Origin of the sequence: Paenibacillus sabuli, from assembly GCF_014705605.1 — a bacterium.
GTDB classification, from domain to species: Bacteria; Bacillota; Bacilli; order Paenibacillales; family Paenibacillaceae; genus Paenibacillus_D; species Paenibacillus_D sabuli.
Window position 1 is genome coordinate 1 of the sequence record NZ_JACXIZ010000033.1, and the last position, 26,654, is coordinate 26,654.

A 26,654-nucleotide genomic window follows, 5' to 3' on the forward strand; every position below is an offset into this window, starting at 1 on the left:
TGGACGGTGCCCGAGCGGCAGCCCGAGGCGCTGGCCGCGCAGCTGCTCGGGCTGGCCGCGCGGCAGGCGGAGCGGGAGGCGGCGGCCGCGGCCGGTCTGGAGGCGGTCCGCCGGCGATACAGCAAGCGTGCGCTGGCCGGGGCCTTTGCCGCCCGGCTGACGGAGCTGCCCCGCGGCGAACGGCCTGGGCGGGAGACGCTGCAGCGGGTGTGAGTGCGCGCGCCGCGCGATGCGCACGGTATTCAAAGGGAGAAGAGGAGGACCAAGCATGACCAAACGAAAGCCGACCGTCGTCTATGTCGCCCACGATGCCGGCGGCAGCGGCGGCATGGAGCTGCATCTCGACGAGCTGCTGAGCCGGCTCGGCGGCGAATGCGAGGTGATTGTCGTCGCCTGCAGCATGAAGGTCCGAGCGCCGGACGGGATTCGCTTCATCCGTATCCCGGTTATCCGGCGGCCGGCGCCGCTCAAGACGGCGCTGTTCGCCGTGCTGGCCTCGCTGCGCATTGCCCTGCTGCGCCGGGACCTGCTGCACACGACCGGCGCAATTGTCTTCAACCGGGCCGATGTGTCGACGGTGCATTTCTGCCACGCCGGCTACCGCCGGGCGGCCGGTCAGACCCGTACGCGCGGGCAGGGACTGTGGCGCAGCCTGAACAGCCGTCTGGCGGCGGGACTTGCGCGCTGGCTCGAGCGGCGCATCTACCGCCCGCGGCGCACGCGGCAGCTCGTGGCGGTCTCGCGCCGCGTGCGCCAGGAGGTGCTGGAGGCCTATCCGTATGGCGAGCGCGAGGTGACGGTCATTCCCAACGGCGTCGATCTGACGCGCTTTCGGCCTTGCGAATCAGCGGAGAAGCGGCGGCTGCGCAGGCGATTCGGCCTCCCGGAAGCGGGCGTGCTGCTGCTCTTCATGGGCGGCGACTGGCCGCGCAAGGGGCTGGATCTGGTCGTGCAAGCCTTCGCGGGACTGGCCGGCGATTACAAGCAGGCGCAGTTGGTCGTCGTCGGCCGCGGCGACGAACGGGCGTATACGGCCGCGTTGCCTGGAGCGACGGCGGCGCGCATCCATTTCGCGGGCCATCAGCCGGAGCCCGAGGCGTGGCTCGGGCTGAGCGATGTCTTCGTCTTCCCGTCGAGCTACGAGACCTTCTCGCTCGTCGTCCACGAAGCCGCCGCCGCCCAGTTGGCCATTGTGGCGACGCGGGTCGGCGGCGTCGAGGATCTGATTCGCGACGGCGAGGACGGGCTGTACATCGAGCGCTCGGCGCAGAGCATCGAGAGGGCGCTGCGCCGCCTGCTGGACGACCCGGCGCTGCGGCGGCGGCTGGGCGAGAGCGCGGGAGCGCGCGTCGCCGCGCTCACCTGGGAGCGGGCGCACGCTTCGATGACGGGGCTGTACGACGAGCTGCTCGCCGCCCGACAGCCGGAGAGGGGACGCGGCGTTGAGCCTTTTCATCCGTAGGCTCATCCATCTGCGGCCGGTGCGGCTGGCAGCCGGTATCCCGCTCGTGCTGCTGGCCAGCTACCTGATCGGCCAGTGGTCGCTGGACGGCGCCAAGCTGCGCATCCTGATCTTCGTCGCGCTGCAGCTCGGCATCGTGGCAGTCAGTCTGCGCCGGCCGCGGCTGGCGATGCTCGGGCTGCTCGTGTACCTGCCGCTGATGGGGATCTTCCGGCGCTGGCTCATCCCCTATGCCGGCTGGAGCGCGATCGATCCGCTCATACTGCTGGCGCCGATGACGGTGCTGCTGCTCGGCTCGTACTGGGCCTATCGCACGTACATTCAGCGCCAGCCGATCATGAATGACACCCGGTTGTTCCGGATCGTCCGCTGGCTGCTGCTGATCGAGCTGCTGCAGGTGCTCAATCCGCTGCAGGGCGGACTGATGTCCGGTCTCGGGGGCGTGATCTTCTACACAGTGCCGCTGATGTGGCTGCTGCTGACCCGCATCTATGCCGACGAGCGCTGGATGCGCATCGTGACGGCGCTCGTGCTGGCGGTCGGCGCGCTCGGCGCGCTCTACGGCTTCAAGCAGATGCATCTGGGCTTCTTCGACTTCGAATTGCGCTGGGTCTATACGGCGGGCTACGCGGCGCTGATGATCGGTCCGGGCATCGTGCGGCCGTTCTCGATCTTCACCAGCGCGGCCGAATATACGCAGTACTTGCTGATCGCGACGATCATCGCCTGGTGTTGGCTGTTGCGCGGCCGGCCGCTGCAGCGCGCGATCGGCTTGCTCACGCTGCCGCTCACGGCCTACATGCTGTTCATGGGCGCGAGCCGCACACCGGTCGTGCTCGGTCTGATGGCGCTGGCGGCGCTCACTGTGGCTCATGCCCGCAGCGCGCGTGCGCGCGCCGCGCTGGCGATCGCGATGCTGGCGGCGTGCCTGCTGGCCTTTCGCCTCATTACCTCAATCGATGTCGGCGACAATTCCTTCGCCGCGCGTCAGGTCAACGGCCTCAGCAATCCGTTTGACGCCGAGCATTCCACGTTAGGCCTGCACTGGCATTACTTCGTCGATGGCATCGCGTCCGGACTGCGCAATCCGCTCGGCTACGGGCTCGGCGCGACGACGCTGGCGGGCGACAAGTTCGGCGGCAGCAGCATGAATTCGGAGGTGGACTTCAGCAATATGCTGGTCTCGACCGGCTTGTTCGGCGGGGTGCTCTATGTATGGCTGATCCTGCGCACGCTGCGGCTGGCCTTCGCCTGCTGCCGCGAAGGAGTGACGCAGCTCACCGTGCTCGGCATTCTGCTCGGGACGCTCGGCAGCTGGTCGATCGGCGGCAACTATTCGACGGTGGTCATCATCTGGCTGTGCATCGGATACCTCGATGCCTATACGGGAAGGCTGTCCGCTCCGGAATCGGCGACGCGGCAGCTGGAGAGGAGGAAGCAGACGCATGCGGATGTCCGTTATCATCCCGACGTATAAGCGCACGGCCGATCTGTATCGCTGCCTCGAGGGACTGCGCCGCCAGCGGCGGCGGCCCGACGAGGTCGTGGTCGTCGTCCGCGAGGGGGACGAAGAGACCGCGCAGCTCCTGACCGGTCCGGCCGCGGCGCGACTGCCGCTGCGTACGGCGATGGTCGCACTGCCGGGACAGGTGGCCGCGCTCAATCGCGGCCTCGAGGCGGCGCTCGGGGATATTGTCTCCATCGTCGACGACGATACGGTGCCTGCCCCCGACTGGCTGGCGCGAATCGAGCGCCATTTCGAAGCGGACGCGGCGGTCGGCGGTGTCGGCGGGCGCGACGACGTCCACACCGCCCGCGGGCGCGTGAGCGAACGGCGGCGGCGCGTCGGCATTGTGCAGTGGCACGGCCGCGTCATCGGCAATCATCATCTGGGCGACGGCCCGCCGCGCGAGGTGGACGTGCTCAAGGGGGCCAACATGAGCTACCGGCGCACGGCGGTCGGGGAGCATCGCTTCGATACCCGGCTCGCCGGGACGGGCGCGCAGGTGCACAACGATCTGGACTTCAGCTACGGCGTCAAGCGCGCGGGCTGGAAGCTCGTATACGATCCGGAGGTACGGCTCGATCATTACCCGGCGCAGCGGCATGACAGCGATCAGCGCGGCGCGTTCAATCGGGCGGCCCAGTTCAATATGGCCTACAACGAGGCGTACATCATGATCAAGCATCTGGGCGGACCCCGCAGGCTCGCCTATTGGTGGTGGGCGCAGCTCTGCGGCACGGCGGCCAAGCCGGGCGCAGTATGGGCGCTCCTGCTGCTGCTGCGCGGTGCGCCCGAGGCGCGGCTGCGCTGGCAAGAGACGCAGCGCGGACGCGCCGCGGGCAAGCGCGCCGCCGCCGAAGCCGGCCGGGACGCGCTGCCGCCCCGTTCGCCGGGCCGGCGCGCTTATGGCAGGTGAGGATGGCTCGAATACCGGTTATACACAATAGGATTGGAGAGTGGAGTGGGATGAACAAGCGCGCATTGATTACCGGCATTACCGGTCAGGACGGGGCGTACCTCACCCGGCTGCTGCTGGACAAAGGGTACAAGGTCTGCGGTCTGCTGGCCCGGCGCAGCACGGATACGACGTGGCGGCTCGACGAGCTCGGCATCCGCGGCGAGGTCGAGCTGCTCGAGGGCGATCTGAGCGATCTGTCGTCGCTGCTGCGCGCAGTCGAGCGCAGCCGGCCCGATGAAGTATACAATCTCGGCGCGCAGAGCTTCGTCGGCACGTCGTGGGCGCAGCCGGTGCTGACCGCGGAGGTGACCGGCGTCGGCGTCGCCAAGCTGCTCGAGGCGGTGCGGCTGCTGCAGCCGTCTGCGCGCTTCTATCAGGCGTCGACGAGCGAGATGTTCGGACTCGTCCAGGAGCAGGTGCAGTCGGAGACGACGCCGTTCTACCCGCGCAGTCCCTACGGCGTCGCGAAGCTGTATGGGCACTGGATCACTGTCAATTACCGCGAGAGCTTTGGACTGCACGCGAGCAGCGGCATCCTGTTCAATCACGAGTCGCCGCTGCGCGGCATCGAATTCGTGACGCGCAAGGTGACCGACGCGGTCGCCCGCATCAAGGCCGGACAGCAGCGCGAGCTGCGGCTCGGCAACATCGATGCGCGGCGCGACTGGGGCTTCGCCGGCGACTATGTCGAGGCGATGTGGCGGATGCTGCAGCAGGAGCGGGCGGACGACTATGTCATCGCCACGGGGGAGACGACCTCGGTGCGGGAGATGTGCCGGATCGCCTTCCGCCACGTCGGGCTGAACTACGAGGATCACGTCGTCATCGATCCGAAATTCTACCGCCCTGCGGAGGTCGACGTGCTGCTGGGCAATCCGGCCAAGGCGCGCGAGCGGCTCGGCTGGGCGCCGCGCACCTCGCTGGAGCAGCTGATCCGGATGATGGTCGAGGCCGACCTGGCGCGTGTCGCGCGCAGCGAGGAGGAGACGGCGCATGCGCGTCTTGGTTACGGGAGCTGACGGCTTCGTCGGCCGCATCCTGGTCCGGCAGCTCGCAGCGCGCGGCTACGAGGCGGTCGCGGCCACGCGCGGCGGCACGCCGCAGCCCGATGCCGCGGCGTCCGTAGCGCTGGAGCTGGGTGATCCGCAAGGCATCGAGGCGGCGCTGCGCGAGGCGCGCCCGGACGCCGTAGCGCATCTGGCGGCATTCAGCCGCGTCGGCGACTCCTGGCGCGCACCGGCCGAGACGATGACGGTCAATGCGGTCGGGACGGCACACCTGCTGGAGGCGATCGCGCGAGTCGACCGCGGCATCAAGCTGCTGTCGGTCGGCTCCGGCGACGAATACGGGGCCGCGGGACAGACGGGCAATCGGCTGACCGAGGAGCATCCTTGCCTGCCGCGCAATCCGTACGCGACGAGCAAGCTGGCCGCAGGTCAGCTGGCGCTGCAGCTCGGCGCGCGCGCGGGCATCTGCGTCGTCCATGCGCGCGCCTTCAACCATTTTGGGCCCGGGCAGCGCGAGGGCTTCGCGATCAGCGATTTTGCCTCGCGGATCGCGCGCATCGAGGCCGGGCTGTTGCCGCCTGTGCTGGAGGTCGGCAATCTCGAGGCGCGCCGCGACTTCCTCCCGGCGACAGCGGTAGCACAGGCATACGTCGCCCTGCTGGAGCAGGAGGTCGGCAGCGGCGTGTTCAATGTGTGCAGCGGTCGCGCGCGCCGCATCCGCGACATGCTTGGCGAGCTGCTGGACGTGGCGGCGCGGCCGATCGAGGTTCGCATCGATCCGGCGCGGCTGCGACCGCTCGATCTGCCGGTCTACGTCGGCGCGCCCGACAAGCTGACGCACCTCACCGGCTGGACGCCGCCGGAGGGACTTGGCGCGCATGTGCTGGAGACGCTGCAGTGGTGGCGCGACCGGATGACCCGCTCGCGGGCCGGGGGCGAGCCGTCATGGGAGGGCGGGGAGAGGGGGAGGAGGCGTTGGGAATGAATATACTGGCTTCGGGCATGGGCTGGTTCGATCATACGCCGGGCGGGCTGAACCGGTATTTTGCCGATTACATGGAGGCCATGCGACGTCAGGGCCACGACATGCGCGGCTTGATCACTGCGCGGGGCGAGCGCGTGAGCGCGCCGTCCTACGTCAAGGAGGTACTCGCGCCGGCCGCACAGGGCGCGGCGGGCGCGAGTACGCTGGCGCGCAATCGCGCCTTTGCCGGGGCGGTGCGCGCCGAGCTGCGGCGCGAGCCGGCGGATGTGTTCAATCCGCACTTCGCGCTTTATGCGATGATGGTGACGCGTCAGCTCCTGCCGCCCCACGTCCCGATCGTGACGCATTTTCACGGCCCGTGGGCGCAGGAGGGACGGGTCGAGGATCGGGGCGGGCGCCTGGCGCGCGGCGTGCGATATCGGCTCAAGCGCCGCATCGAGCTGCTCTCGTATCGCCGTTCCGACCGCTTCATCGTGCTGAGCGCGTACTTCCGGGACGTGCTGGCGGACAGCTACGGCATCGCGCCTGAACGCATTTCTATCATTCCCGGCGCGGTCGACACGGCGCGTTTTTGCCCGGCGCCGGATCGGGAGCTGGTGCGGCGCGAGCTGGGTCTGCTGCCGGACCAGCGCGTCTTCTTTTGCGCGCGTCGTCTCGCCGCCCGCATGGGGCTGGATCGGCTGATTCGGGCGATGGCCGGCGTGGCGCAGTCGCATCCGCAGGCGGTGCTGTATATAGCCGGCGACGGAGTCCAGCGCGAGGCGCTGCGGGCGCTGATCGCGGAGCTGGGGCTGGGGGGGCGCGTCGTGCTGCTCGGCCGCATTTCCAACGAGGCGCTCGTGCAGTGGTATCAGGCGGCGGACTGCAGCATCGTGCCGACGGCGACGCTGGAGGGCTTTGGCCTCGTCACGGTCGAGGCGCTCGCCTGCGGCACGCCGGTGCTGGGCACGCCGTACGGCGGGACGCGCGAGATCCTGGAGCGCTTCGCGCCGGAGCTGCTGTTCGCGGACGGCAGTCCGGAGGCGCTGGCGGCCAGGCTGGACGCGGTGCTCGGCGGCGCGGTACGGCTGCCGGATGCGGCGCAATGCCGCGAGCATGTGCTCGCCCGCTACACGTGGGCGGAGGTGGCGCGGCAGGTAGGGGAGTTGTTCGCGGAGGCCGTCCACGCGCGCAGCGGCCAGGTGGCGCGATGAACCGGGCGCAGAGCAGTCACAATGACAGTTACATCGACAAGGACAATCACGATCTCAGTCACATGCCAAAGAGGGATGCGCGCCGCTCCGACGGGGACGTCGCCCGGCCGCGCCGGATCGCGTTCTACAATCATACGAGCGACGTCAGCGGGGCGGAGATCAGCCTGCTGCTGACCGCCGGCGCGCTGCAGCGGGCCGAGCCGCTGCTGCTCGCGCCAGAGGGCGAGCTGCTGCGGCGCGCCCGCGAGGCGGGGCTGGCCTGCATGCCGCTGGCCAGCCACCGGGCGCGCCTGAGCCGCAATCCGCTGCGGCTGCTCGGCGGCGCCCTCGGCATGGCACGCGCCGGCCTGCGTCTGGCGCTGGCGGTGCGGCGCGCCCGGGCAGACGCGATCCATGCCAATTCGCTGCGCGCCGGGCTGATGGCCTCGGCCTACGTCTGGCTGCACCGGCGCCCGGTGCTGTGGCATGTGCGCGACATGCCGCCCGGCGGCTGGATCGGCCGGGCGATCCGGGGCGTGGCCGCGCTGACGACGAGCGGCATCATCGGCATCTCCGAGCCGGTGCTGGCCGGCATGCGCAGCGCCAGGCTCCAGGGGCGCCTGCATCTGGTGCACAACGGTGTCGCGCTGCAGCCGATGGACGCGAGCCGGCGCGAGCATTACCGGATGCGGCTGCGCGACGAGCTGGGCGCGGCCGGGGAGACGATGGTAGCGGCGATCATCGGTCAGATCGCGCCGTGGAAGCGGCAGCGCGATGCGCTGCTGGCGGCTGCCGAGCTGGTCCGGCAGGGCCATGATCTGCAGCTGTGGGTAGTCGGCGAGCCGAAGTTTCGCGCGGAGAACCGCGCCTACGATGCCGAGCTGCGGCAGCTCGCGCGCGAACTGGGCATCGCCGAGCGGGTGCGCTTCACCGGCCACCGCGACGATGTCGATCAGCTGTGCTGTGCGATCGACCTGCTGCTCCTGTGCTCGGACCATGAGCCGTTCGGCCGCGTGCTGATCGAGGCGATGGCGCAGGAGCGCCCGGTGGTGGCGACCCGCGCCGGCGGCGTGCCCGAAGTGGTCGAGGACGGCGGCTGCGGACTGCTGTACGCCGTCGGGGATGTCGCTGGCCTGACTGCCGCTGCGGACCTGCTGCTGCGTGACCCGGAGCTGCGGCGGGAGCTGGGCCGGCGCGGGGCGGCGCGCGTGCAGGCCCGCTTCACGATCGCGGGCACGGCGAAGCGCGTCGAGCGCATCTACGCCGGACTGCCGAGCAGACGGGGGGGCGACACAGTGGCGACCGCGCCTGCGCCGGGCGAGCTCGAGGAGGCGCTGTATCAGGAGCCTCGGCCGAGCGCCTTGGCGCGGAGCGAGGCGACGACCGCGGCCGCCGCGAGCGTCGAGACCGCGGCGACCGCCTACCGGGTGACGGCATCGCCCGCACGCGAAGCATCAGAGCTGCCGCCACCTGAATTTGGCGCGATCGATCTGCCTGACGCATCAGAGCTGCCGCCGTCCGGACCAGTCGCACACGGCCCGCTGCCGGCCGGAGCCGGCATGGCCGCAATGGCGGCTTCCGGCATCTGGCCGACGCCGGAGCGCGGGGGCCCGCGCGTGGCGATCGTGCACGATTATCTCAATCAGATGGGCGGCGCCGAGCGCGTCGTCGGTGTGCTGCATCGCATGTTTCCGCACGCGCCGATCTATACGACGATCGCCGACCGCGCGCGGCTGCTGCCAGAGCTGGAAGGAGCGGACATCCGGACAACGTGGATGCAGCGCATACCCGGCATTCTCCGTCACTTCAAGCTGTACTTCTGGCTCTATCCGCTGGCGATGCGCAGTCTCCGGCTGCGCGGCTACGATCTGGTTGTCAGCTCGAGCAGCGCTTACGCCAAAGCGGTGCGCGTCCCGCGCGGCGCGGCGCATCTGTGCTACTGTTATACCCCGATGCGCTTTGCCTGGGATTACGAGGGCTACATGGCCGGCGTGCAGGCGCCCCGACTTGCCAAGGCGGCGGCCCGGATGATGGTGGCGCCGCTGCGGCTCTGGGATCGCCGCACGACGCGCCGCGTCGACGAGGTGGTGGCGATCTCCGGCGCGATTCAGGCCCGCATTGCCCGTCATTACGGACGCGAGGCACCGGTTATTTTTCCGCCTGTCCAGGTGAGCCGCTTCCCGCTGGAGCGGCACCCTCGGGGCGATTACTTCCTCGTCGTCTCGCGTCTGGTGGCGTACAAACGGATCGATCTCGCCGTCCAGGCATGCACGCATCTGGGCGCGCCCCTGGTTGTGATCGGCGACGGACCGGACCGCGCGCGCCTGGAGGCGCTGGCCGGCCCAGCGGTGACGTTTGCCGGGCGGTTGCCGGACACGGAGGTGACGCGTTACATGGCGCACTGCCGGGCGCTGCTGTTTCCCGGTCTGGAGGACTTCGGCATTACGCCTCTTGAAGCCAATGCGTGCGGTCGGCCTGTCGTGGCTTTTCGCGGCGGCGGCGCGCTCGATACGATTACTCCGGGAATCAACGGCATCTTCTTCGACGAACAGCGCGTGCAGGCGCTCGTACTGGCGCTGGAATATTTCGATATTTACACCTTTGATCCCGAGCGGATTCGCCGTCACGCCGAGCAGTTCGACGAAGCGCGATTTATTGCGCGCCTTGCCCTGGCGCTCGAGCAGACGTTGCGGAGCCGGGCTATGTCGACCGGACAGTCCGCACCCGTCCAGCCTATGTCGACCGGACAGCCCCCGTCCGCCCGTCCGCCGCGCAGTGCGCAGGGCAGACCGCTCTAATCCCTCCCCCTCCCCGAGCTTTGGCTGCCAGGAATGGTCTGTCCTTTTGTGAATCGGCGCGCCGGATGTAAGTCCGGCGCGCCGATTTGCCATGCTTGCCCATTCTCTGCACATGGTCTGAGTAACAGACGGTTCAGTGGCAGAAGGATCTGTCCCCAGTTCCGCACGCGTCCTGTCTCTATGCGCATGGCGTCCATCTTAGCCCCCAATAGTACCTTGGCAGCGATTTGGTCTAACCTTCGCCATCGTCTTTGACGAACGTGCGTCATTCGTGCCGGATTTCGGCACATTTCAATTCGGCTTCTCGACAAAAGACTCATTTTTCGCGCTTGACAAATAGCGATTTTTGTCATAAATTAAAGATTATAAAGATACGTTTTGTAACATTTTGTTTTCCAAACCGCATCGGGCTTTCATAAAGGGGGACGCGTCGGACATGCCACTGTCCAATCTCTATTATTGCGTAGGCTGCGGTCGGCTGGAGGAGCTGGGCGGGGCGGCTACGTTGTTTCATACCGGCTTTTATAAGGTCGTGCATCCGCTGGGCTGCTGCGGCGACTGCGCGGACAGCGCGTCGAACGTCAAGCCTGAGGCCGGCAGGCGGCAGGCGGCCGCTCTGGACGAGAGCGGCCCGCAAGGGCCTGACGGGACGAAGCAGGCTAGCGCCAGCTCGCTCCGTGCGGCAGGCTGCCCGTGTACGGAGCACGTATCCTGAACGCCAGCCTGTCGTTAGGAGCAGGGCGGCTACGCCACTCTGCCCGCGCGCAAAATGAAGTGATGCCGGTATGAGCCCGGAGTCAAATGATCATTTGCACCTTCACATCCAGCACACCATCCGCCGCAAGGGTGCGGCAAAACAAAACGGACGGCGCCGCCATTGCGCAAATCCGTTTTGTGCGCCAATCCCGCCAAGCGACCTTAATTTTCCTTAAAGCGGCTTTTACTCCTTGGGAAGCTTCGTTTATAATGGGAGCAGCTTCAAGGATGGAGGGAAAGTATGGCTGAACCAATACAGGCGCCGCCCGCACAGCATGCGGGCCGGGAGGACGAGCCTGTCGTCCAAATGCGCGGCGTTACAAAGCGTATCGGAAAACGCAAGCTAATCGACAATCTTACCCTGGACGTCCCGGCAGGCGAAGTGTTTGGCTTTTTGGGCCCGAACGGTGCCGGCAAAACGACGACGATTCGCATGATGGTCGGACTGATGCGGCTCTCGGAAGGCGAAATCATTATTCGCGGACAGAGTATCAGCACCGCTTACGAGCAGGCAATCCGGCATGTCGGCGCCATCGTCGAGAATCCGGAAATGTACAAATATTTGACCGGGTATCAAAATTTGCTCCATTTCGCCCGGATGATCCCCGGCATTTCCCGGCAGCGCATCGAAGAGGTCGTGGAACTGGTCGGGCTGAAGGCGCGCATTCACGACAAGGTCAAGACGTACTCGCTCGGCATGCGGCAGCGGCTCGGGGTCGCGCAGGCGATCATGCACAAGCCCTCGCTGCTTATCTTGGACGAGCCGACCAACGGACTCGACCCCGCCGGCATTCGCGAGCTGCGGGACTATCTGCGGCTGCTTGCGCGCAATGAGGGCATCACGGTCTTCGTCTCCAGCCATTTGCTGTCGGAGATGGAGTTGATGTGCGATCGCGTGGCGATCATTCAGAACGGCCGGCTCGTCGATGTGCGGCCGATTGCGCGCGGCACCGATGCGCATGCGGCGGCGGTCACCGTACTGCTGGACGTGGATCGGGCCGACGAGGCCCGGCAGCTCTTGGCCGAAGCCGGAGCGATCATCGAAGGCGGCCTGCTGCGGCTTGAGGCCGATCGCGAGACGGTGGCGAATATCAATGCCCGGCTCGTCGGCGCGGGCTTCAAGGTATACGGCATCCGCACGCAAGCCAAGTCGCTCGAGGATCAATTCCTCGAAATGACCGGGGGTGAGCGCATTGTCTGATTTTTGGCAGTTGGTCACGAACGAAAACATGAAAATTTACCGCCGCCCGCGGACGTGGATCATGCTGGGGGTGCTCCTGGCGATCACCGCTGCCGTCCCCATCAGTATTTTTGCTTTCGAAGAGGGCGGCCTCTCGATGTGGATGCCCTTCCAGGTCAACACAAGCATGAGCGTCGTGCTGGTTACGGTTTTTGCCGTCGTTCTGTCCGCGGAGAGCGTCGCCGGCGAGTTCAGCTCCGGCACCATCAAGCTGCTGCTGATCCGCCCGTGGAGCCGCTCCAAGCTGCTGCTCTCCAAGTATATCGCGCTGCTGCTGTTCGCGCTGCTCTTCATGGTCGGCATGCTGGCGTGGAACCTGGGGCTCAACGCGCTGCTGTTCGGCTACGACGGCAGCAATGAGATGGGGAGCCTGTCCGCGCTCAACTATTTCCTGCAGACCTATCTGTTCGAGTTCATTACGCTGGTCGTCATCGTGACGATTTCGTTTTTGATTTCCACCGTATTCCGCAGCGGCGGGCTGGCCATCGGCTTGTCCATCTTCCTGCTGCTGATCGGCTCGGCCATCTCCGGCATGCTCAGTCTGCTCGATTACGCCTGGGTCAAGTATCTGCTCTTCGTCAATCTTGATCTGACGACGTATATCGGCGGCGGCAGCAGCATGATCGAGGGCACGTCGTTGGGCTTCTCCTTGGCGGTGCTGGCGGCCTATTATGTCGTGTTCGTGGTCATTACCTGGATCGTATTCAGCAAGCGCGACGTGGCGGCCTGATCCTAGGCGAGGCCTTCAATTGGTCAATCCGCTCTTGCATAAGACCCTTTCAATTTGACCCCAAGGCCCCGCGCGGGATGATTCCGCGCGGGGCCTTTTTGACCGCTAGGGGGCTCTAGCGCCTGCGTTCATGCCGGATTTTCGGTCTGACGGACATTAATGTCCGTTAGATACATGGAGAGCTGGCCGAGCACAACCGATCTCAATTGGCGGCATGCCCAAGTCCAAATGGAGCAAATGGACGGCATGGCCGGTTGGCCTGTCAGACCGCTTGCCGGGCCTTGACCTTCTCCTTGGCGGGCTCATCCGTCCGGTACTCCTCCGGCGGGGACGGCTTGGCCGGCGCTGCGCCGGGACGCTCCATGCGCGACTGGCCGTTGAACAGGGCCCCCTCCTGAATGTGCAGCACGGCCGCCTGCATCGTGCCGTGCAGCTGTCCGGTCGCGGTGATGACGAGCCGTCCGCGCACGGTGATGTCGCCGTAGACCGCGCCGGCGATTGTCACGTCCTGCGCTTCGATCGCGGCGCGCACGATGCCGCATTCGCCGACGATGACCTCGGCCTTGCTGGTGATGTCGCCGCGGCATTCGCCTTCGATGCGAATGCCTGCATCGCATGCAATCTTGCCCTCCGCGAGCGTGCCTTGCCCGATCAGTGTATCGGTGGACAGCGTACGTTTGTTGTCCTTGAACATGGTAGCATCCTCCTTTTTTCCGGCTCTTGCGCCGATCGGCCGGTCCGTCGCGGCCGCTAGCTGAGCCTCTCGCGCCGCACGTAGTCGAGCGGATTGACCGGCTCGCCGTTCGCTTCAATCTGGAAATGCAGATGCGCGCCGGTGCTGCGGCCGGTCGAGCCGAGCGCTCCGATTCGGTCGCCGCGCGAGACGCTGGCGCCTTTTTGCACGCCGATGCCGCTCAAGTGCAGATAAGACGTTTTTAATTGCCCGCTGTGACCGATAATAATAAAGCTGCCTTTACCGGTATCGTAACCGGTCTCCAGCACGGTGCCGTCTGCCGCGGCATAGACCGGATCGCCGTGTCGGCCGCCAATGTCGATTCCCGCGTGGAAGGTGGATCGCCCAGTGAACGGATCGCTGCGATAGCCGAAGGTCGAGGTGATGCGCGGCGAATCGGTCGGCCATACCGATGGACGGGATTCCAGCAGGGCTGCGCGATGCTTCGCAGCGCGCAGCGATTCCGCCATCGCGGCCTCCATCGTGTCGACGAGCGATGCCAGATTGGACAGCTTCTCCCCGCCTTCTTCGGCCAGCAGTGCCAATTCGTGCGCCCGGGGCAGGGGAGATGAGCTGGCCAGCGGCACGAGCTCACGGTAGGTGCGGTTGAGCGCCTCGACTTTGCCTTCCAACGTCTGCAGATCTTGAAGCCGCTGCTGTAGACTCGCTTCCTCGTCTTCCATGCGGGCGAGCGCGGCGCGCGTGCGCTCGTACCGCAGGGACTGCGCCTCGCCCGCGGTCCGATACGTCGCGGCCTGATCGGCCAATGCCGTCTCCAGCTCCTGGATTTTGAGCGCGGCGCGCAGCTGCAGCCCGCCGATGCCGCAGCCCAGCGCCAGTGCCATCGCGGCAGGCGCGGCGACGACGGATCGTCGCGAGACGCGGATCTGCCGGACCGAGTCGCCCGGTCCCCGCATGACGAGCAGCGACCAGCCTTGTTTTCGTTTGCGCATTGCCCAGTTGCTCCCTCCTTCCGGCCGGGACTTGGTTGACGAACGCGTTCTTTCACTATTTATTCGAGGACATGCAAAAACATGCCATCCGGCGGCGATTTTGTGCGAACGGACTTCGCCACAATTCGCGTTTCGACCGTTTGAATTGGGGTAATTGCAAGATAGCTGGCTATGCGTATTCGGCAGAAGATGGCCTGAAATGCGCTGTCCTGGAAATGAGGTTCCCTATGATTTGGGTTGTACTCGCGCTGCTAATATTCATTTTCCAAATTGCGACGATTCTGATCGCCGAGTTTCGCCATCCGAGCAAAGCGATGGCCTGGCTGCTCATCCTGTTCGTCTTCCCGGTGATCGGCTTCGTCATGTATTACTTCCTCGCCCGCTCCTTCCAGCGCCGCCGCATCGTTCGGCAACGCCGCATCATCTCCGAGGAGACCCGTCTGGAGGCGCTGCGGCGCTCGCGGCTGCTGCACCGTCCAGAGGATCTGGGCAGCGGGGAGTTCCGTGAGCAGGAGCGGATGTTCGCGCTGCTGCAGCAATTCAGTCTGCCGATTACCGGCTGCAACACGACGCAGGTGCTCAATAACGGCGAAACCACGTACGCCTCGATCCTTGAGGCGATCGCCGCCGCGCGTCATCATGTCCACGTCGAATATTACACGGTGCGCGATGATCGCGTCGGCCGCCGTTTCCAGCGGGCCTTGCTGGACAAGCTGCGCGAGGGTGCAGAGGTGCGGCTGATCTATGACGGTATCGGCAGCTACGAGCTGAGTGCCGCCTACGTACGCGAGCTTGAGGAGGCCGGCGCCCAAGTGCAGTGCTTTCTGGCGCCGCGCATCGCTTTTTTTGACAAGCGCATCAATTATCGCAACCATCGCAAAATCGTCGTCGTGGACGGCATCGTCGGCTTTGTCGGCGGCATCAACGTCGGCGACGAATATGTCGGCGGCAACAAGCGGCTCGGGTTTTGGCGGGATACGCATCTGCGCATCGAAGGGGACGCGGTGTATTCGCTGCAGGAGGTGTTCATGCGGGACTGGTGGTTTACCGCGCGCGAGCGGCTGACCGATTCGCGCTATCTGCCGGAGCACGGCTGCGTCGGCGAGGATCAGGTGCAGCTCGTCTCCAGCGGCCCCGATGCCGGGCCGGATGCGATCGTGCAGTCGGTGTTCGCCGCGCTGGCAGTCGCCAAGAGACGCATCTACATCACGACCCCGTACTTCGTGCCGGACAAGGGCGTGCTGATGGGACTCAAGACCGCCGCGGCCAGCGGTGTCGACGTGCGTCTCATCCTGCCCTATGTGGCCGATACGCGGCTGGTCATGCTCGCCTCGCTGTCGTACGTGGAGGAGTTGTTGCTGGCGGGGGCCCGCGTGTATCGGTACCACAAGGGCTTTATTCATTCCAAGGTCATGATCGTGGATGGACTGCTCGGCTCGGTGGGCTCGGCCAATATGGATTTGCGAAGCTTCTACAGCAATTTCGAGTTGAATGCGCTGCTGTTCGATACGCGGACGATCGAGGAGCTGGCGCAGACCTTCATGGACGATCTCGACGATTGCCACGAGATTCGGCTGGCCGAATTTGCCGCTCGGCCCCGTCTTCAGAAGGCGGGCGAGATCGCTGCGCGCATGCTGTCGCCGCTGCTTTAGAAGTGTGATGAATAGTAAGCCGCCGTGCTCGAAATGCGTTTCCGACCGCCGTTCCTCCTCGATCCCTTGAATTTAACCCTTTCAGAGGAAGGAATCCAGGAGCAAGATGGCGGGCGCTCAAACGTTCTGCAAGAACGTACTTCGGAAGCTTATGCTTTTCTCCAACGCATTTTCGGCCACTCTGGCACTTTTTCACCACACTTCTAGCGGCTTACGTCTTGCGCTGCAGGAAGCCGATGATCGGGCCGAGGCGCTGGGGCGGCACGTTCGCAATCAGGTCGCCGACCTGGCTCAGGCGCGCGCCGATGCTCAGCAGGTGATAGTCGGCGATGCGCGCGCCGCCGCGCACCTCCTCCCAGGTGAGCGGCGTCGAGACGGTCGCTCCTGCGCGCGCGCGAGGGGTGTACGGCGCTGACAAGGTTTTGCCGGGGTAGTGCTGCAGATAGTCCAGGTAGATGCGGTCGCCGCGGTCTTTTTTGAGCCGCTGGGCCGTGAACAGCCGTGGATGGCGCTGCACGAGGTATTCGGCGAGGAAGCGTCCGAAGCCGCGCAGCTCGTCGAAGGTCAGCTCGGGCTCGAGCGGCACGACGAGCTGCATCCCGGTCGCGCCGGACGTCTTGGGCACAGCGGCGACGCCCAGCGAGTCCAGCAGCTCGCCGGCGAGCGCGGCAGCCTCCATGATGCGCGGTTCCTCCTCGCGCGAAGGATCGATGTCGAGCACCCATTCGCTCGGACGCAGCGGCTCGCCGATCCGGTCGAACGAAGCATGGAATTCGAGACACGCCAGATTGCCGAGCCAGAGCAGGGTCGGCAGACTGTCCAGCTCGACATAGCGGATGCCCGCGTGCACGGCCACCTTGACGAAGGGAGGCGCCGGCTGCGGGCAGTTTTTTTGGTAGAACGACTTGTCGCCGACGCCGTGCGGATAGCGAATCGTCGTCAGATAGCGGCCCTTGCAGTAGCGGATCAGATAGGGCGCGAGCTCGCCCAGCTTTTGCAGATACAGCAGCTTTGTGATGCCCATCTCCGGCCATAGCGGCTTCTCGGGATTGGTCACCTCCACCGTCTGCCCCTCAATCGTAATCGCGCCTTTGCTCGTCCTCGGCATGTGCGCTCATCCCTTCTCTACTATGAATCTGGACACGGACCCGGCACAGGCTCGGACAACGACGCGACAGGAACTCGTCACGCTACCCGGACTCATCACGGCCAAAGCCAAGCAGCTTCGGATGCCGCAACAGACCGGCGGCGGTGCGCTCGAGTCCGGTGACCCGGCAGGGCAGCGGCTCCGCGAGCCAGACGATGCGCGCCCCGGTCAGCTCCGCCGGCAACTGGACGAACGGACACGGCAGCGTCGGGGCTTGCGGCGGCGGGACGAGCCGCTGCCGCAGCAGCTCGCGCATCGCCTCGCTGAGCCCGAGCGAGACCGAGCCGACGAATGCCCCATCCTCCGCCATCACGAGGCTGGCGACGCGCCCCTCGCGCAGCTTGAGCCCGACGATGTCGACCGGCAGCCGCAGCGCGGTCTTGACCTTGCGCCAGTCGTCGTGGCGCTTGCCCTCGCGATAGGGACCGTCCAGCCGCTTGGCGACGACGCCCTCCCAGCTGCGGGCCTCGACCCAGGACCACAGGTCCGCGCCGGAGCGGTACAGCTCGCAGGGCAGCAGCGCGGAGGAAGGGGCGCCGGCCCCGGCCCGCTGCAATAGCTGCTGGAGCAGCTCGTGGCGCTCCCGCAGCGGCCGATTCCGCACATCGCGGCCGCCGCTGACGAGCAGGTCGAAGACGACGTAGAGCAGCCGGCCTTCGGCGGAAGATCTCCCGGTCGCGCCTGCGCGCTCGCGCTGCAGCACCTTGGCGAAACTGGGCCGATCCCCGTCCCAATAGACGAGCTCGCCGTCGAGCAGACAGTCCTCCAGCGCGTGCGCTTGCTTGCGCAGTGCCCGTACGATCTCCGGATAGACGCTGTCTTTGCGCAGCAGTCGCCGCGAGTAGAGTGCGACCTCGCCAGCGGACTTGATCTCAGCCAGCAGGCGCACGCCGTCCCATTTCAGCTGATAGCCCCAGGCGTCGCCCTCCGGCAGCGTCCGCGCCACCAGCGGCGCCATCGGCTCGGCGGGCAGCTCCGTCATCTACGAGCCCGTCCCCTCGGCGGACGATTTCGATTTTTTGGCGGTCTTCTTCTTGGGCTTCTCGGCGCCGGCGCCGTCGGCGGGGGTGACCTTGACCGCTTCCAGGCTTGCCTGCAGCGCCGCCATCAGATCGACGACATTCGTCTCCTGCTGCTCCGGCGCGATATGGACCTCTTCGCCGGCGATTTTTTTGCCGATCAGATCCATCAGCCGGGTGCGGTAATCGTCGGTGTATTTTGCCGGCTCGAACGGGGAGGTCAATTGCTCGATCAGCATTTGCGCCATGCCGAGCTCTTTTTCGTTGACGGCCGGCTTTTCCGGCAGGCCCGGCACTTGGCTGATCGGCCGGATCTCGTCAGGGTAGAAGATCGTTTCGATCGCCAGACAGCCGTCGAGCACGCGGATCGCGGCCAGCGAGCTTTTCGAGCGAATCGAGATTTTGGCGATGCCGATGCGCCCCGAGCCCCGCATCGCTTCCAGCAGCAGCTGGTACGCATTGCCGCCGGCCTGATCCGGAGCGAGATAGTATGTTTTTTGAAAGTAAATCGGATCGATCTCCGTCAGATCGACGAAGTCGAGGATTTGAATCGTTTTGGTCGTCTCCGATGCGAGCGCGTCAAGCTCCTCCTTTTCAAACAGGACGAACTTGCCCTTCTCATATTCGTAGCCCTTGGCGATATCGTCCCATGCGACCTCGACCTCGCAATTTTTGCATTGCCGGACATAAGCGATTGGTCCGCCGCACGCCTTGTGGACGAGCCGCATCGAGATGTCCTTGTCCTCCGTTGCCGAGAACATCTTGACCGGGACATGGACGAGACCGAAGCTGATTGCGCCTTTCCATACCGTATGCATGATGCCTTCGCCTCCTTTTTTCCCTGAATCGGTTGGGTATTCCGGTTCTTCTACCTATATTCAGGTTGCCCGGAATGCATGAAAATCAGTCGGGGCGGGCACGTTTAATTAGAGCTTGGCAAACCTGAAAAGGAGAGGATGAGGGGCAATGAGCGAGAAGCAGCAGCGCAGCGGCGGCAGCCGGGGGCAATCGCAGCCAGGCAGCGAGGGCCGCGTCGAGGGCCGGGACGTCTATGACATGGAAATCGACCGCATGGTCAACGAAGGCCTGGGCGGGGGGCAAGTCACGGTGCACAACGGCTTGATCGAGGAGACCACGACCGACACGATGCCGGGGACGCGCGACGAGGCGTCGGCCTCGCCTCAGGCGGGTACGCCCGAGCAACTGGCGCGCAACGCGCAGGAGCAGGCGCGCAGACCAAAAGGGCAGGGGGCGGAGGCGGAATGAAGCGGACCATGAAGCGCGGCAGAGGCTTGCTTGTCTTCGTGCTCGGCGGCATGCTGATGCTCGGCGCATGCGCAGCGGCGACCTCCGATTCGAGCCCGGACGCCGAGTCGCAGACGCCTGCGGGCAAACGGGACAACCATCCCGGCGCGCAGGCTCGGACGCCGCGCGGCGCGCTCAAGATCAAGTCGGCCGCGCCGGAGAAGCAGACGCCCGACTTGTCGGGCGGAAGCGAGAAAAAGACGCGCGATCCGAAGCCGATGACGCTGGCCGAGCTGCGCAGCAAATACCCGAGCACATTTTTGCTGCAGGGGCCGGCCGGCTCGGGCAAGGTGGCGCTGACCTTCGACGACGCGCCGGACAAGACGTATACGCCCATGGTGCTGGATGCGCTCAAAAAGGCGGGCATTCAAGCGACCTTCTTCGTCGTCGGCAATCGCATCGAGGCGCATCCCTACGTGATGCGCCGCATCGTCGCCGAAGGGCATGTAGTCGGCAATCATTCGTACAGCCACGCCAATCTGCCCAAGCTCTCCGACAAGCGATTCCGCGAGGAGATCACCCGGACGGACAAGCTGATCAAACAATATACCGGCTACACGCCGACCTATGTCCGGCCGCCGTACGGCAATATTAACGAATCGCAGCTGCAGTGGCTGGCCAGCCAGCATCGCAAAATTATCAATTGGAACGTCGACTCGCTCGATTGGAAGGGGCTGTCCGCGGACGAGGTCGCCACCAATGTATTGGCCGACAGCAAGCCCGGCGCCATCATCCTGCAGCATTCCGGCGGCGGCGTCGGCGAGGACTTGAGCGGCACGGTGAAGGCGCTGCCCCGCATCATCGCCCGGCTGCGCGAGGAGGGCGTCGGCTTCGCGACAATACCCGGACTGCTCGGGTTGCCCTGACTCTGACTCTGCCGCGGCGTCACAGGTCCGGCGCACGCGCGTCCGGGCGCGCGTTGCTGTCATGATTCGCCGAGGCTGAATGGCGATACTGCGCTTCGCCTGCAACGGCGGAGTCACTTGCACGTGCGCCGGCACTTGCGGCGCCGGCGGGCCGCAGCCGGGTGAGCAGCACCGCTCCCGCCGCCAGCAGCAGCGCGGACAGGCCGTACGCGCCGAAGAGCGACACGAGCTTGACGAGCGGACCGGAGAGCGCCGTGCCGGCCAGCATGCCGCCCATCATGAGCGGCGTGATGATGCCGTTCGTACGGCCGATGTAGGCCTCGGCGACTTCGCGAATCAACAGCGCGCTCAGCACGATCTGGAAGAAGGCCATCGTGACGCCGGACACCACCCTGACGCTGCCGGTGAGCAGCGGCCATAGCGACAGCACCTCGGTCATCGTCACGGCGGCAAAAACGAGCATTGCCAGCGGCAGGATCAACCGGCCCCGGCGCTGCGCCCAGCCTGCCGCCGCGGCTGCGACCGCACCGCCGATCAGCATGCCGACGCCTTCCGAGGCGGCGAACCACTGCACCGCTTCCTTGGGCAGCTGCAGCCGCTCCATCGTCACGAACACATCGAGCGGCTGCGTCACGCCGACCGCCAGTCCGAGCAGCAGGAACAAGCCGCCGATTGTGCGCAGATTGGCATGGGCGAGAACATAGCGAAAGCCCGAGCGCAGATCGGCCCAAGCCGACGCGGGCGCTTGCCCGCCTGCGCGGCTGCGGCTGGATGCGGGCAGGAGCAATTGCAGCAGCGCGGCCGCTCCGAACAAGGCGACCAGCGCCCAGAGCGAGCGCTCCAGTCCGAAGCGGCTGTAGATGAGCGTGCCGAGCACCGGTCCGAGCACGACGAACAGCGACATCAGGCTCTGGGTGATGCCGATCGCCGCGCCGACCTGGGTCTCCGGCACATGACGCTTGAACAGGACCGCCGATGAGGGCTGGGAAAATTGGCTGACGATGGACGAGACGACCGTTGCGGCAAATACCGCCTGCCACCAGCCCGCTGCAATGAGCGGAAGAATTGCGAGTATGGAGAGTGCGCTGAGCGTATCCCCGGCAATGACCGTTTTTTTCGGATTCCAGCGGTCGGCGAAGGTGCCGCCTACGAGCGAAAACAGTAAAATCGGCGCATATTGCAGCGCGCTGAGCAGCGCAACTGCGGTCGGGTCATTGTTAGTCATCTCCATAATATAGAAGAGCAAGGCCATGTTGCGGATCCATATGCTGATCTGCTGGAGCAGATCGGCTCCGGCGACGACGAGAAACACGCGGTTGCGCAGTAAGGGAGACAAGTCGTTTCCACCTTTCTTATTCGAATAATTAATATGACTGTCCGGTTTAATTGATGGCGGCGGCGTCGCAGCCGCCGGCCCGGCCAAGCCCGTCATCAGACGGGTTGACGCGCTTGCACGCCGTGCAGGAAGACCTCGATGGCCATGCGGTACAGGGCGAGCACCTTCGCTCGGGGGAGCTGGTCGTAATGCGCCATGCCGAGGCCGCCGAGCGTGCCAAAGAGCAGGTAGGTCAGCATGTCCGGATCTTCCTGGCGCAATTCGCCCGCTGCGATGCCTTGCTCCAGGATGTCGCGGATAATCGGGTGATGGAGCTGGGTCAGGGCGATCATTTTTTTGATGACCTCGGGCTCGTCGCTATGGCTGGCCACGAACTCGTCGCCGGCGCTGATCAGCGGGTTATCAAAGTCCAGCACCCAGTGGACGGCCAGCGCGTGCAGCTTGTCGGTGAGACTTTGATCCGGCTGCGCGATCTGCTTCCACTTGTCCAGCCAGTCCTGTATATTCTGCTCCAGGATCGCCAGGAACAACTGCTGCTTGCTCTTGAAATGATAGTAAATGCTGCCCTTGCTCATTCCGGAACGGCCCCGGATTTCCTCCATCGAGGCGGCGCCGTAGCCCTTTTCCACAAAAATTGCCCTGGCGCTGCGCATGATTTGCTGTCTGGATTGCTCGGCTTCCGCAGCGGTTTTGCGCGCCATCTCGTTCCCTCCTCTCGAATTAATATGACCGATCAGTCTAATTAATTCGAGTGTATCGCATTCGTCTTTGTTTTGCAAGCGGGCGGACACGTCTTCGTTTTGCAAGTTGGGGGGCAGGGTGCGAGGCGCGCTTGCTTTTGTGAAGCAGCCGAGGGCTATGCTATACTGGGACTGGAAGCGACTGGCCATTATCGGCAGCGATCATGGAAGGGAGCGATTGAGATGGCGGAAGTAATCATCATCGGCGCCGGCCCGGCCGGCGCCAGCGCGGCGTTGTTCACGGCGAAGGCGGGCAAGGAGACGGTCGTAATCGACAGCGATCAGAGCATCACCAAGCGGGCCTGGATCGAGAATCATTACGGCGTGCCGGAGACGGCGGGGCCCGATCTGCTGGAGACGGGCAAGCGCCAGGCGGAGAAGTTCGGCGCGAAGCTGATCGCCGGCAAAGCGGTCAAGATCGAGTCGGGCGATAGCGGCGTGCGCGTGCACACCGAGTCGGGCGAGGTGCTGGAAGGTCAGCACGCGATTGTCGCGACCGGACTGTTCGCCGAGCTCGCGGAGGCGAGCGGGATCGCCGTCAAGCCGGGCACGGAGCCGCGCATCAAGACGGTCGTCGATTGCGATGCCGCGGGACGGACGAGTCTGACGCGCGTATGGGCCGCCGGTACCGCCGCAGGCGTCAGCGTGCACACGATTGTCACGGCCGGCGACGGCGCCAAGGTCGCCATCAACGTCATCAGCGAGCTGAACGGCGAACGCTACGTCGACCACGACGTGCTCAAGTCCTGACCCGCCCGTCTAGCCTCGCACACGTACGGCATCATCCCAGCCTCAGGCACGGCTGCTCCGATTCCCGGGGCAGCCGTTTTGCATTGTGCATCTATGCACCCCGTCCGGTTTCAGGTAAAATAAAGAGATAGATACATAAGATAGGGAATGGGGGAAGCGGCGCATATGGCCCAGCATCAGCACACCAGACTGTCGAGGCTTCAATTGCTGCGACGGATCTTGTTCATTACAATCGGAGCTTCGCTTGTGGCGATCGGGCTTGAAATTTTCCTGGTCCCCAACTCCATTATCGACGGCGGCATCGTCGGCATCTCAATCATTGTGTCGTACCTTACCGAGTGGCCGCTTGGCTTGTTTCTATTCGTTCTCAACCTGCCGTTTTTGTTTCTCGGCTACAAGCAGATCGGCAAAACCTTCGCCTTATCCACGCTGTACGGCGTTTCGGTGATGTCGCTCGGCACGTTTTTGCTGCATCATGTGCCGCCGCTGACCATCGACGATTTTCTGGCGGCGATTTTTGGCGGCGTCGTGCTCGGCACGGGCGTCGGTCTGGTCATCCGGTTCGGGGGCTCGCTTGACGGGACGGAGATTGTCGCCATTCTGTTTACGCGCAGAAGCGCGTTTTCCGTCGGCGAGATCGTCATGTTTTTCAATCTGTTCATTATGTCGCTGGCGGGCTTTGTGTTCACCTGGGACCGCGCTATGTACTCGATTATCGCCTACTACATTGCCTACAAGATGATCGACATTACGCTCGAGGGCCTGGATCAGTCCAAGTCGGTCTGGATCATCAGCGAGGAATCGGGCGAGATCGGTTCGGCGATCATGCAGCGGCTCGGCCGCGGCGTCACCTTTCTCAACGGCGAAGGCGCTTATACGGGAGACAGCAAGAAGGTTATTTTTTGCGTCATCAACCGGCTCGAGGAAGCGAAGCTCAAATCGATCGTGAACGAGCTTGATCAATCGGCGTTTTTGGCAATCGGCAACATTCACGACGTCGCAGGCGGCCGCTTTCGCAAAAAAGACATTCACTAGAAAGCGGGCGACGATGCGGCGGGACGCGCGGTCTGCGGCCCGCCGCTTTGGCATGCGCGGCGCGGAGCTTGCCCCGCCGCGGGAGGACCGATATAATAGGACGAAAATAAGGCGGGGGGCGATGAAGTGGATGAATTCGAACGGATTCGCCGCTGGACGAGCGGTCGCCAATCGCCTCAGTGGCTGAGCGCCCGCGGCGTACGGCTCGGCATCGGCGACGACGCTGCTGTCGTCGAACCGCCGCAGGGCGCGGACGGCGAACCGGTGCAATGGCTGTTGGCGGTCGACACGATGGTCGAGACGGTGCATTTCAATTGGCGTACGATGTCCGAGGCGGACGTCGGCTACAAGGCGCTGGCCGCCAATATTAGCGACATCGCCGCGATGGGCGGCCAGCCGGCGCACGCGCTCGTCTCGATCAGCGCTCCCGCCGCCTGCACGGCAGAGCGGATGACGTCGCTGTATGACGGCCTGTATGCATGCGCCGCGCGCTACGGCGTCGCGATCGTCGGCGGCGATACGACCTCGGCGCCGGAGCATCTGGTGATCAGCGTCACCGTGACCGGCACCGTGCCCGCAGGGCGAGCCGTGCCGCGCAGCGGGGCGAAGCCCGGCGACGCGGTATTCGTGACCGGGCCGCTCGGGCTGTCGGCGGCGGGGCTGCATTACTTGCTGGCGGCGCCCGCGCGGCCAGGAGCGGCGGCGATCGAGGCGGACGAGGCCGGATCGCTCGTGCAGGCGCACCGCCGGCCCGTGCCTTCGCCGGAGGGCGGCCGTCTGCTGGCGGAGCGGGGCACCTGCCATGCGCTCAACGACGTGAGCGACGGCGCGGCCAGCGAGGCTTGGGAGCTGGCCGAGGCCTCCGGCGTCTCAATCGTGCTGGAGGAGGCGCGCTTGCCGCTGAGCGGCAGCATGGCGCGCTATGCGCGCCGTCAGGGACGCGATCCGCTCGACTGGGTGCTCTACGGCGGCGAGGACTACGTGCTCATGGGGACAATTGCGGCGGACGATGCGGAGCAGGCGGGGGCGGCGCTGCGCGCGCGCGGCATCCCGTTCTACCGAATCGGCGTGGTCGAGTCCGGGCCGTCCGGCGTATGGCTGGACCGCGGCGGAGGTCGCGCGCCGCTCGCCAAGGGCGGCTACAATCATTTTGCTTCGGCGACAGGAGAGAGCGATGACGACAGCAACGACGAGATATGAGATCGGCTCGGAGGCCGATACGGTACGGCTGGCGCAGCGGCTGGCGGCGCTCGCGGACGCAGGCAGCGTGCTGGCGCTGGACGGCGAGCTCGGGGCGGGCAAGACGCGCTTCTCGCAGGCGCTGGCGGCGGCGCTCGGCGTGACCGAGCTGGTCAATAGTCCGACTTTTACGATTATCAAGGAATACGAAGGCGCAACATTGCCCTTCTATCATATGGATGTCTACCGGATCTCGACGGCGGAGGCCGACGAGCTGGGCTTGGACGACTATTTCTATGGCAGTGGCGTCACTGTCGTCGAATGGGCGAGTCGGATCGAGCCGCTGCTGCCGCCGGAGCGGCTGGAGCTGCGTATCGCCCATGCGGGCGATGATCGCCGCAGCATCCGCTTGACCGGCATCGGCGCGCCGTATGCAGGCTGGATCGAGACGTTGCGGCAGGGAGGGGGAGCGGAGCAGTGAGCATACAGCTGGAGCAGATGCATGAGCGTGAACAGGAGCAGACGGGAGCGCGGAGCGGAGCGGTGCTGGGCTTCGACACCTCTACGGCCGCACTCGCAGCGGCGCTGATCGGCAGTAGCGGGGTGCTGGGCGAGGTGCAGTCGGTCGCCGAAAAAAACCATTCCGTGCATCTCATTCCGATGCTGCAGCGGCTGCTGCGCGAGGCGGCCGTTCGTCCGGAGGCGCTGACGGGGATCGCCGTAGGCTGCGGACCGGGCTCCTATACAGGCGTGCGCATTGCCGTGACAGCGGCCAAGACGCTGGCCTGGGTATGGGACAAGCCGGTGGCGGCGGTGTCCAGCCTGGAGGCGCTCGCGTACGGCGCCTGGCGGCGCGCGGAGGCTGATCCGGCAGAGGCGGCAGGCGGCGCGCGCTGGTTCGTGCCGATTATGGATGCGCGCCGGGGGCAAGTGTACAGCGCCGCTTTTGCGGCCTCGGCCGCAGGCGGCTGGACGCGCCTGGCCGACGACGGCATCCGGCTGATGGATGGCTGGACGGACGAGCTGCTCCGCCGCGCGGCTGCTGCGGCGGAGCCGCCGCAGGCGATTGTATTCGCGGGCGATCCGGGGCCGCACGCCGCCGCCATTGATGCGCTGGCCGCCGGCTCGCATGACGACGCGGCAGGCGCGCTGCGGGTGGCGCTCGATTCGGCGCATATGGCGGGCCGCTGGGTGGCCGAGCTGGGCCGGCGGAGGCTGGCGCGCGGCGAGGCGGACGAGGTGCATGGCCTCACTCCGAATTATACCCAGCTGGCAGAGGCGGAAGCCAAGCTGCGCGCGGCTGCGCAAGGACGGGAGGGCTGAGGGC

General features: G+C 65.6%; 26 protein-coding genes. 19 read left to right on the plus strand and 7 right to left on the minus strand.

Translation table 11 applies throughout. The features are described 5' to 3' along the window. The 11 genes from IDH44_RS18160 to IDH44_RS18210 form a co-directional block, all read left to right on the plus strand. Nucleotides 1-213 (plus strand): hypothetical protein (locus IDH44_RS18160; protein ID WP_223869802.1); only part of this gene is annotated, 213 nt, incomplete at its 5' end. A gap of 55 nt (nt 214-268) precedes the next feature. Then, nucleotides 269-1,462, plus strand: a complete 1,194-nt coding sequence (locus tag IDH44_RS18165; RefSeq protein ID WP_190920161.1) for a glycosyltransferase family 4 protein — start codon at nt 269-271, stop codon at nt 1,460-1,462. Then, the gene (locus IDH44_RS18170; RefSeq protein WP_190920163.1) at nt 1,443-2,939 is read left to right on the plus strand and encodes a hypothetical protein; all 1,497 of its coding nucleotides are present in this window, start codon (nt 1,443-1,445) and stop codon (nt 2,937-2,939) included. Before IDH44_RS18165 ends, IDH44_RS18170 begins: the two co-directional genes overlap by 20 nt. Then, nucleotides 2,908-3,882, plus strand: coding sequence for a glycosyltransferase family 2 protein (locus IDH44_RS18175; RefSeq protein ID WP_190920165.1), 975 nt, complete (start codon nt 2,908-2,910; stop codon nt 3,880-3,882). The genes IDH44_RS18170 and IDH44_RS18175 overlap by 32 nt, the downstream gene beginning before the upstream one ends. Before the next feature lie 50 nt (nt 3,883-3,932). After that, entirely contained in the window at nt 3,933-4,943 is a 1,011-nt protein-coding gene (gene gmd, locus IDH44_RS18180; protein ID WP_190920167.1) for a GDP-mannose 4,6-dehydratase, read from the plus strand. After that, the gene (locus IDH44_RS18185; RefSeq protein ID WP_190920169.1) at nt 4,918-5,916 is read left to right on the plus strand and encodes a GDP-mannose 4,6-dehydratase; all 999 of its coding nucleotides are present in this window, start codon (nt 4,918-4,920) and stop codon (nt 5,914-5,916) included. The genes gmd and IDH44_RS18185 overlap by 26 nt, the downstream gene beginning before the upstream one ends. Further along, a complete protein-coding gene (locus tag IDH44_RS18190) occupies nt 5,913-7,109 on the plus strand; it encodes a glycosyltransferase family 4 protein (RefSeq protein ID WP_190920171.1) in 1,197 nt (398 codons plus the stop codon). Before IDH44_RS18185 ends, IDH44_RS18190 begins: the two co-directional genes overlap by 4 nt. A 62-nt stretch (nt 7,110-7,171) precedes the next feature. Further along, entirely contained in the window at nt 7,172-9,886 is a 2,715-nt protein-coding gene (locus IDH44_RS18195) for a glycosyltransferase family 4 protein (protein WP_190920173.1), read from the plus strand. Between the two features lie 436 nt (nt 9,887-10,322). Then, on the plus strand, nt 10,323-10,601 hold the full coding sequence (locus IDH44_RS18200) for a hypothetical protein (protein ID WP_190920175.1): 279 nt from the start codon (nt 10,323-10,325) through the stop codon (nt 10,599-10,601). Between the two features lie 282 nt (nt 10,602-10,883). Further along, nucleotides 10,884-11,843, plus strand: a complete 960-nt coding sequence (locus tag IDH44_RS18205; RefSeq protein ID WP_190920177.1) for an ABC transporter ATP-binding protein — start codon at nt 10,884-10,886, stop codon at nt 11,841-11,843. Continuing rightward, nucleotides 11,827-12,612, plus strand: a complete 786-nt coding sequence (locus tag IDH44_RS18210) for an ABC transporter permease (protein WP_317890209.1) — start codon at nt 11,827-11,829, stop codon at nt 12,610-12,612. The genes IDH44_RS18205 and IDH44_RS18210 overlap by 17 nt, the downstream gene beginning before the upstream one ends. A 262-nt stretch (nt 12,613-12,874) precedes the next feature. Here IDH44_RS18210 and IDH44_RS18215 read toward each other — a convergent pair whose 3' ends face one another. Both IDH44_RS18215 and IDH44_RS18220 read right to left on the minus strand, forming a co-directional pair. Further along, nucleotides 12,875-13,306 carry a bactofilin family protein gene (locus IDH44_RS18215; RefSeq protein WP_190920181.1) on the minus strand — a complete coding sequence of 144 codons (432 nt, stop codon included), beginning with the start codon at nt 13,304-13,306 and terminating at the stop codon, nt 12,875-12,877. A gap of 56 nt (nt 13,307-13,362) precedes the next feature. Continuing rightward, the gene (locus IDH44_RS18220; RefSeq protein ID WP_190920182.1) at nt 13,363-14,298 is read right to left on the minus strand and encodes a M23 family metallopeptidase; all 936 of its coding nucleotides are present in this window, start codon (nt 14,296-14,298) and stop codon (nt 13,363-13,365) included. A 227-nt stretch (nt 14,299-14,525) separates the two neighbouring features. Between IDH44_RS18220 and cls the strand changes: the two genes are divergently transcribed. Then, complete coding sequence (gene cls / locus IDH44_RS18225) at nt 14,526-15,950, plus strand: cardiolipin synthase (RefSeq protein ID WP_190920184.1); 1,425 nt, start codon at nt 14,526-14,528, stop codon at nt 15,948-15,950. A gap of 211 nt (nt 15,951-16,161) precedes the next feature. Here cls and ligD read toward each other — a convergent pair whose 3' ends face one another. The 3 genes from ligD to ku form a co-directional block, all read right to left on the minus strand. After that, on the minus strand, nt 16,162-17,058 hold the full coding sequence (ligD, locus tag IDH44_RS18230) for a non-homologous end-joining DNA ligase (RefSeq protein WP_190920186.1): 897 nt from the start codon (nt 17,056-17,058) through the stop codon (nt 16,162-16,164). A gap of 82 nt (nt 17,059-17,140) precedes the next feature. Continuing rightward, the gene (locus tag IDH44_RS18235; RefSeq protein ID WP_223869803.1) at nt 17,141-18,079 is read right to left on the minus strand and encodes an ATP-dependent DNA ligase; all 939 of its coding nucleotides are present in this window, start codon (nt 18,077-18,079) and stop codon (nt 17,141-17,143) included. Then, nucleotides 18,080-18,934 (minus strand): non-homologous end joining protein Ku, encoded by an 855-nt coding sequence (gene ku, locus IDH44_RS18240; RefSeq protein WP_190920188.1) that lies wholly within the window; start codon nt 18,932-18,934, stop codon nt 18,080-18,082. A 148-nt stretch (nt 18,935-19,082) separates the two neighbouring features. Between ku and IDH44_RS18245 the strand changes: the two genes are divergently transcribed. Both IDH44_RS18245 and IDH44_RS18250 read left to right on the plus strand, forming a co-directional pair. Next, nucleotides 19,083-19,382, plus strand: a complete 300-nt coding sequence (locus tag IDH44_RS18245; protein WP_190920282.1) for a hypothetical protein — start codon at nt 19,083-19,085, stop codon at nt 19,380-19,382. Then, nucleotides 19,379-20,287, plus strand: coding sequence for a polysaccharide deacetylase family protein (locus tag IDH44_RS18250; protein ID WP_190920190.1), 909 nt, complete (start codon nt 19,379-19,381; stop codon nt 20,285-20,287). The genes IDH44_RS18245 and IDH44_RS18250 overlap by 4 nt, the downstream gene beginning before the upstream one ends. A 19-nt stretch (nt 20,288-20,306) precedes the next feature. Here the strand turns inward: IDH44_RS18250 and IDH44_RS18255 are convergent, their stop codons facing one another. Together IDH44_RS18255 and IDH44_RS18260 are read right to left on the minus strand one after the other, a co-directional pair. After that, nucleotides 20,307-21,623: an MFS transporter gene (locus tag IDH44_RS18255; RefSeq protein WP_190920192.1), complete on the minus strand. Its 1,317-nt coding sequence runs from the start codon at nt 21,621-21,623 to the stop codon at nt 20,307-20,309. A gap of 95 nt (nt 21,624-21,718) precedes the next feature. Further along, a complete protein-coding gene (locus IDH44_RS18260; protein WP_190920194.1) occupies nt 21,719-22,324 on the minus strand; it encodes a TetR/AcrR family transcriptional regulator in 606 nt (201 codons plus the stop codon). A gap of 222 nt (nt 22,325-22,546) precedes the next feature. On the opposite strand from IDH44_RS18260, the gene IDH44_RS18265 reads away from it, so the two are divergent. From IDH44_RS18265 to tsaB, 5 genes are all read left to right on the plus strand, one after another. Further along, nucleotides 22,547-23,113 carry an FAD-dependent monooxygenase gene (locus tag IDH44_RS18265; RefSeq protein ID WP_190920196.1) on the plus strand — a complete coding sequence of 189 codons (567 nt, stop codon included), beginning with the start codon at nt 22,547-22,549 and terminating at the stop codon, nt 23,111-23,113. Between the two features lie 165 nt (nt 23,114-23,278). After that, entirely contained in the window at nt 23,279-24,148 is an 870-nt protein-coding gene (locus tag IDH44_RS18270; protein ID WP_190920197.1) for a YitT family protein, read from the plus strand. Nucleotides 24,149-24,274: 126 nt separating this feature from the next. Beyond that, nucleotides 24,275-25,348: a thiamine-phosphate kinase gene (gene thiL, locus IDH44_RS18275; RefSeq protein WP_190920199.1), complete on the plus strand. Its 1,074-nt coding sequence runs from the start codon at nt 24,275-24,277 to the stop codon at nt 25,346-25,348. Further along, complete coding sequence (gene tsaE, locus IDH44_RS18280; protein WP_190920201.1) at nt 25,323-25,808, plus strand: tRNA (adenosine(37)-N6)-threonylcarbamoyltransferase complex ATPase subunit type 1 TsaE; 486 nt, start codon at nt 25,323-25,325, stop codon at nt 25,806-25,808. The genes thiL and tsaE overlap by 26 nt, the downstream gene beginning before the upstream one ends. Next, complete coding sequence (gene tsaB / locus IDH44_RS18285) at nt 25,805-26,650, plus strand: tRNA (adenosine(37)-N6)-threonylcarbamoyltransferase complex dimerization subunit type 1 TsaB (protein ID WP_317890210.1); 846 nt, start codon at nt 25,805-25,807, stop codon at nt 26,648-26,650. Before tsaE ends, tsaB begins: the two co-directional genes overlap by 4 nt. Nucleotides 26,651-26,654 lie beyond the last annotated feature (4 nt).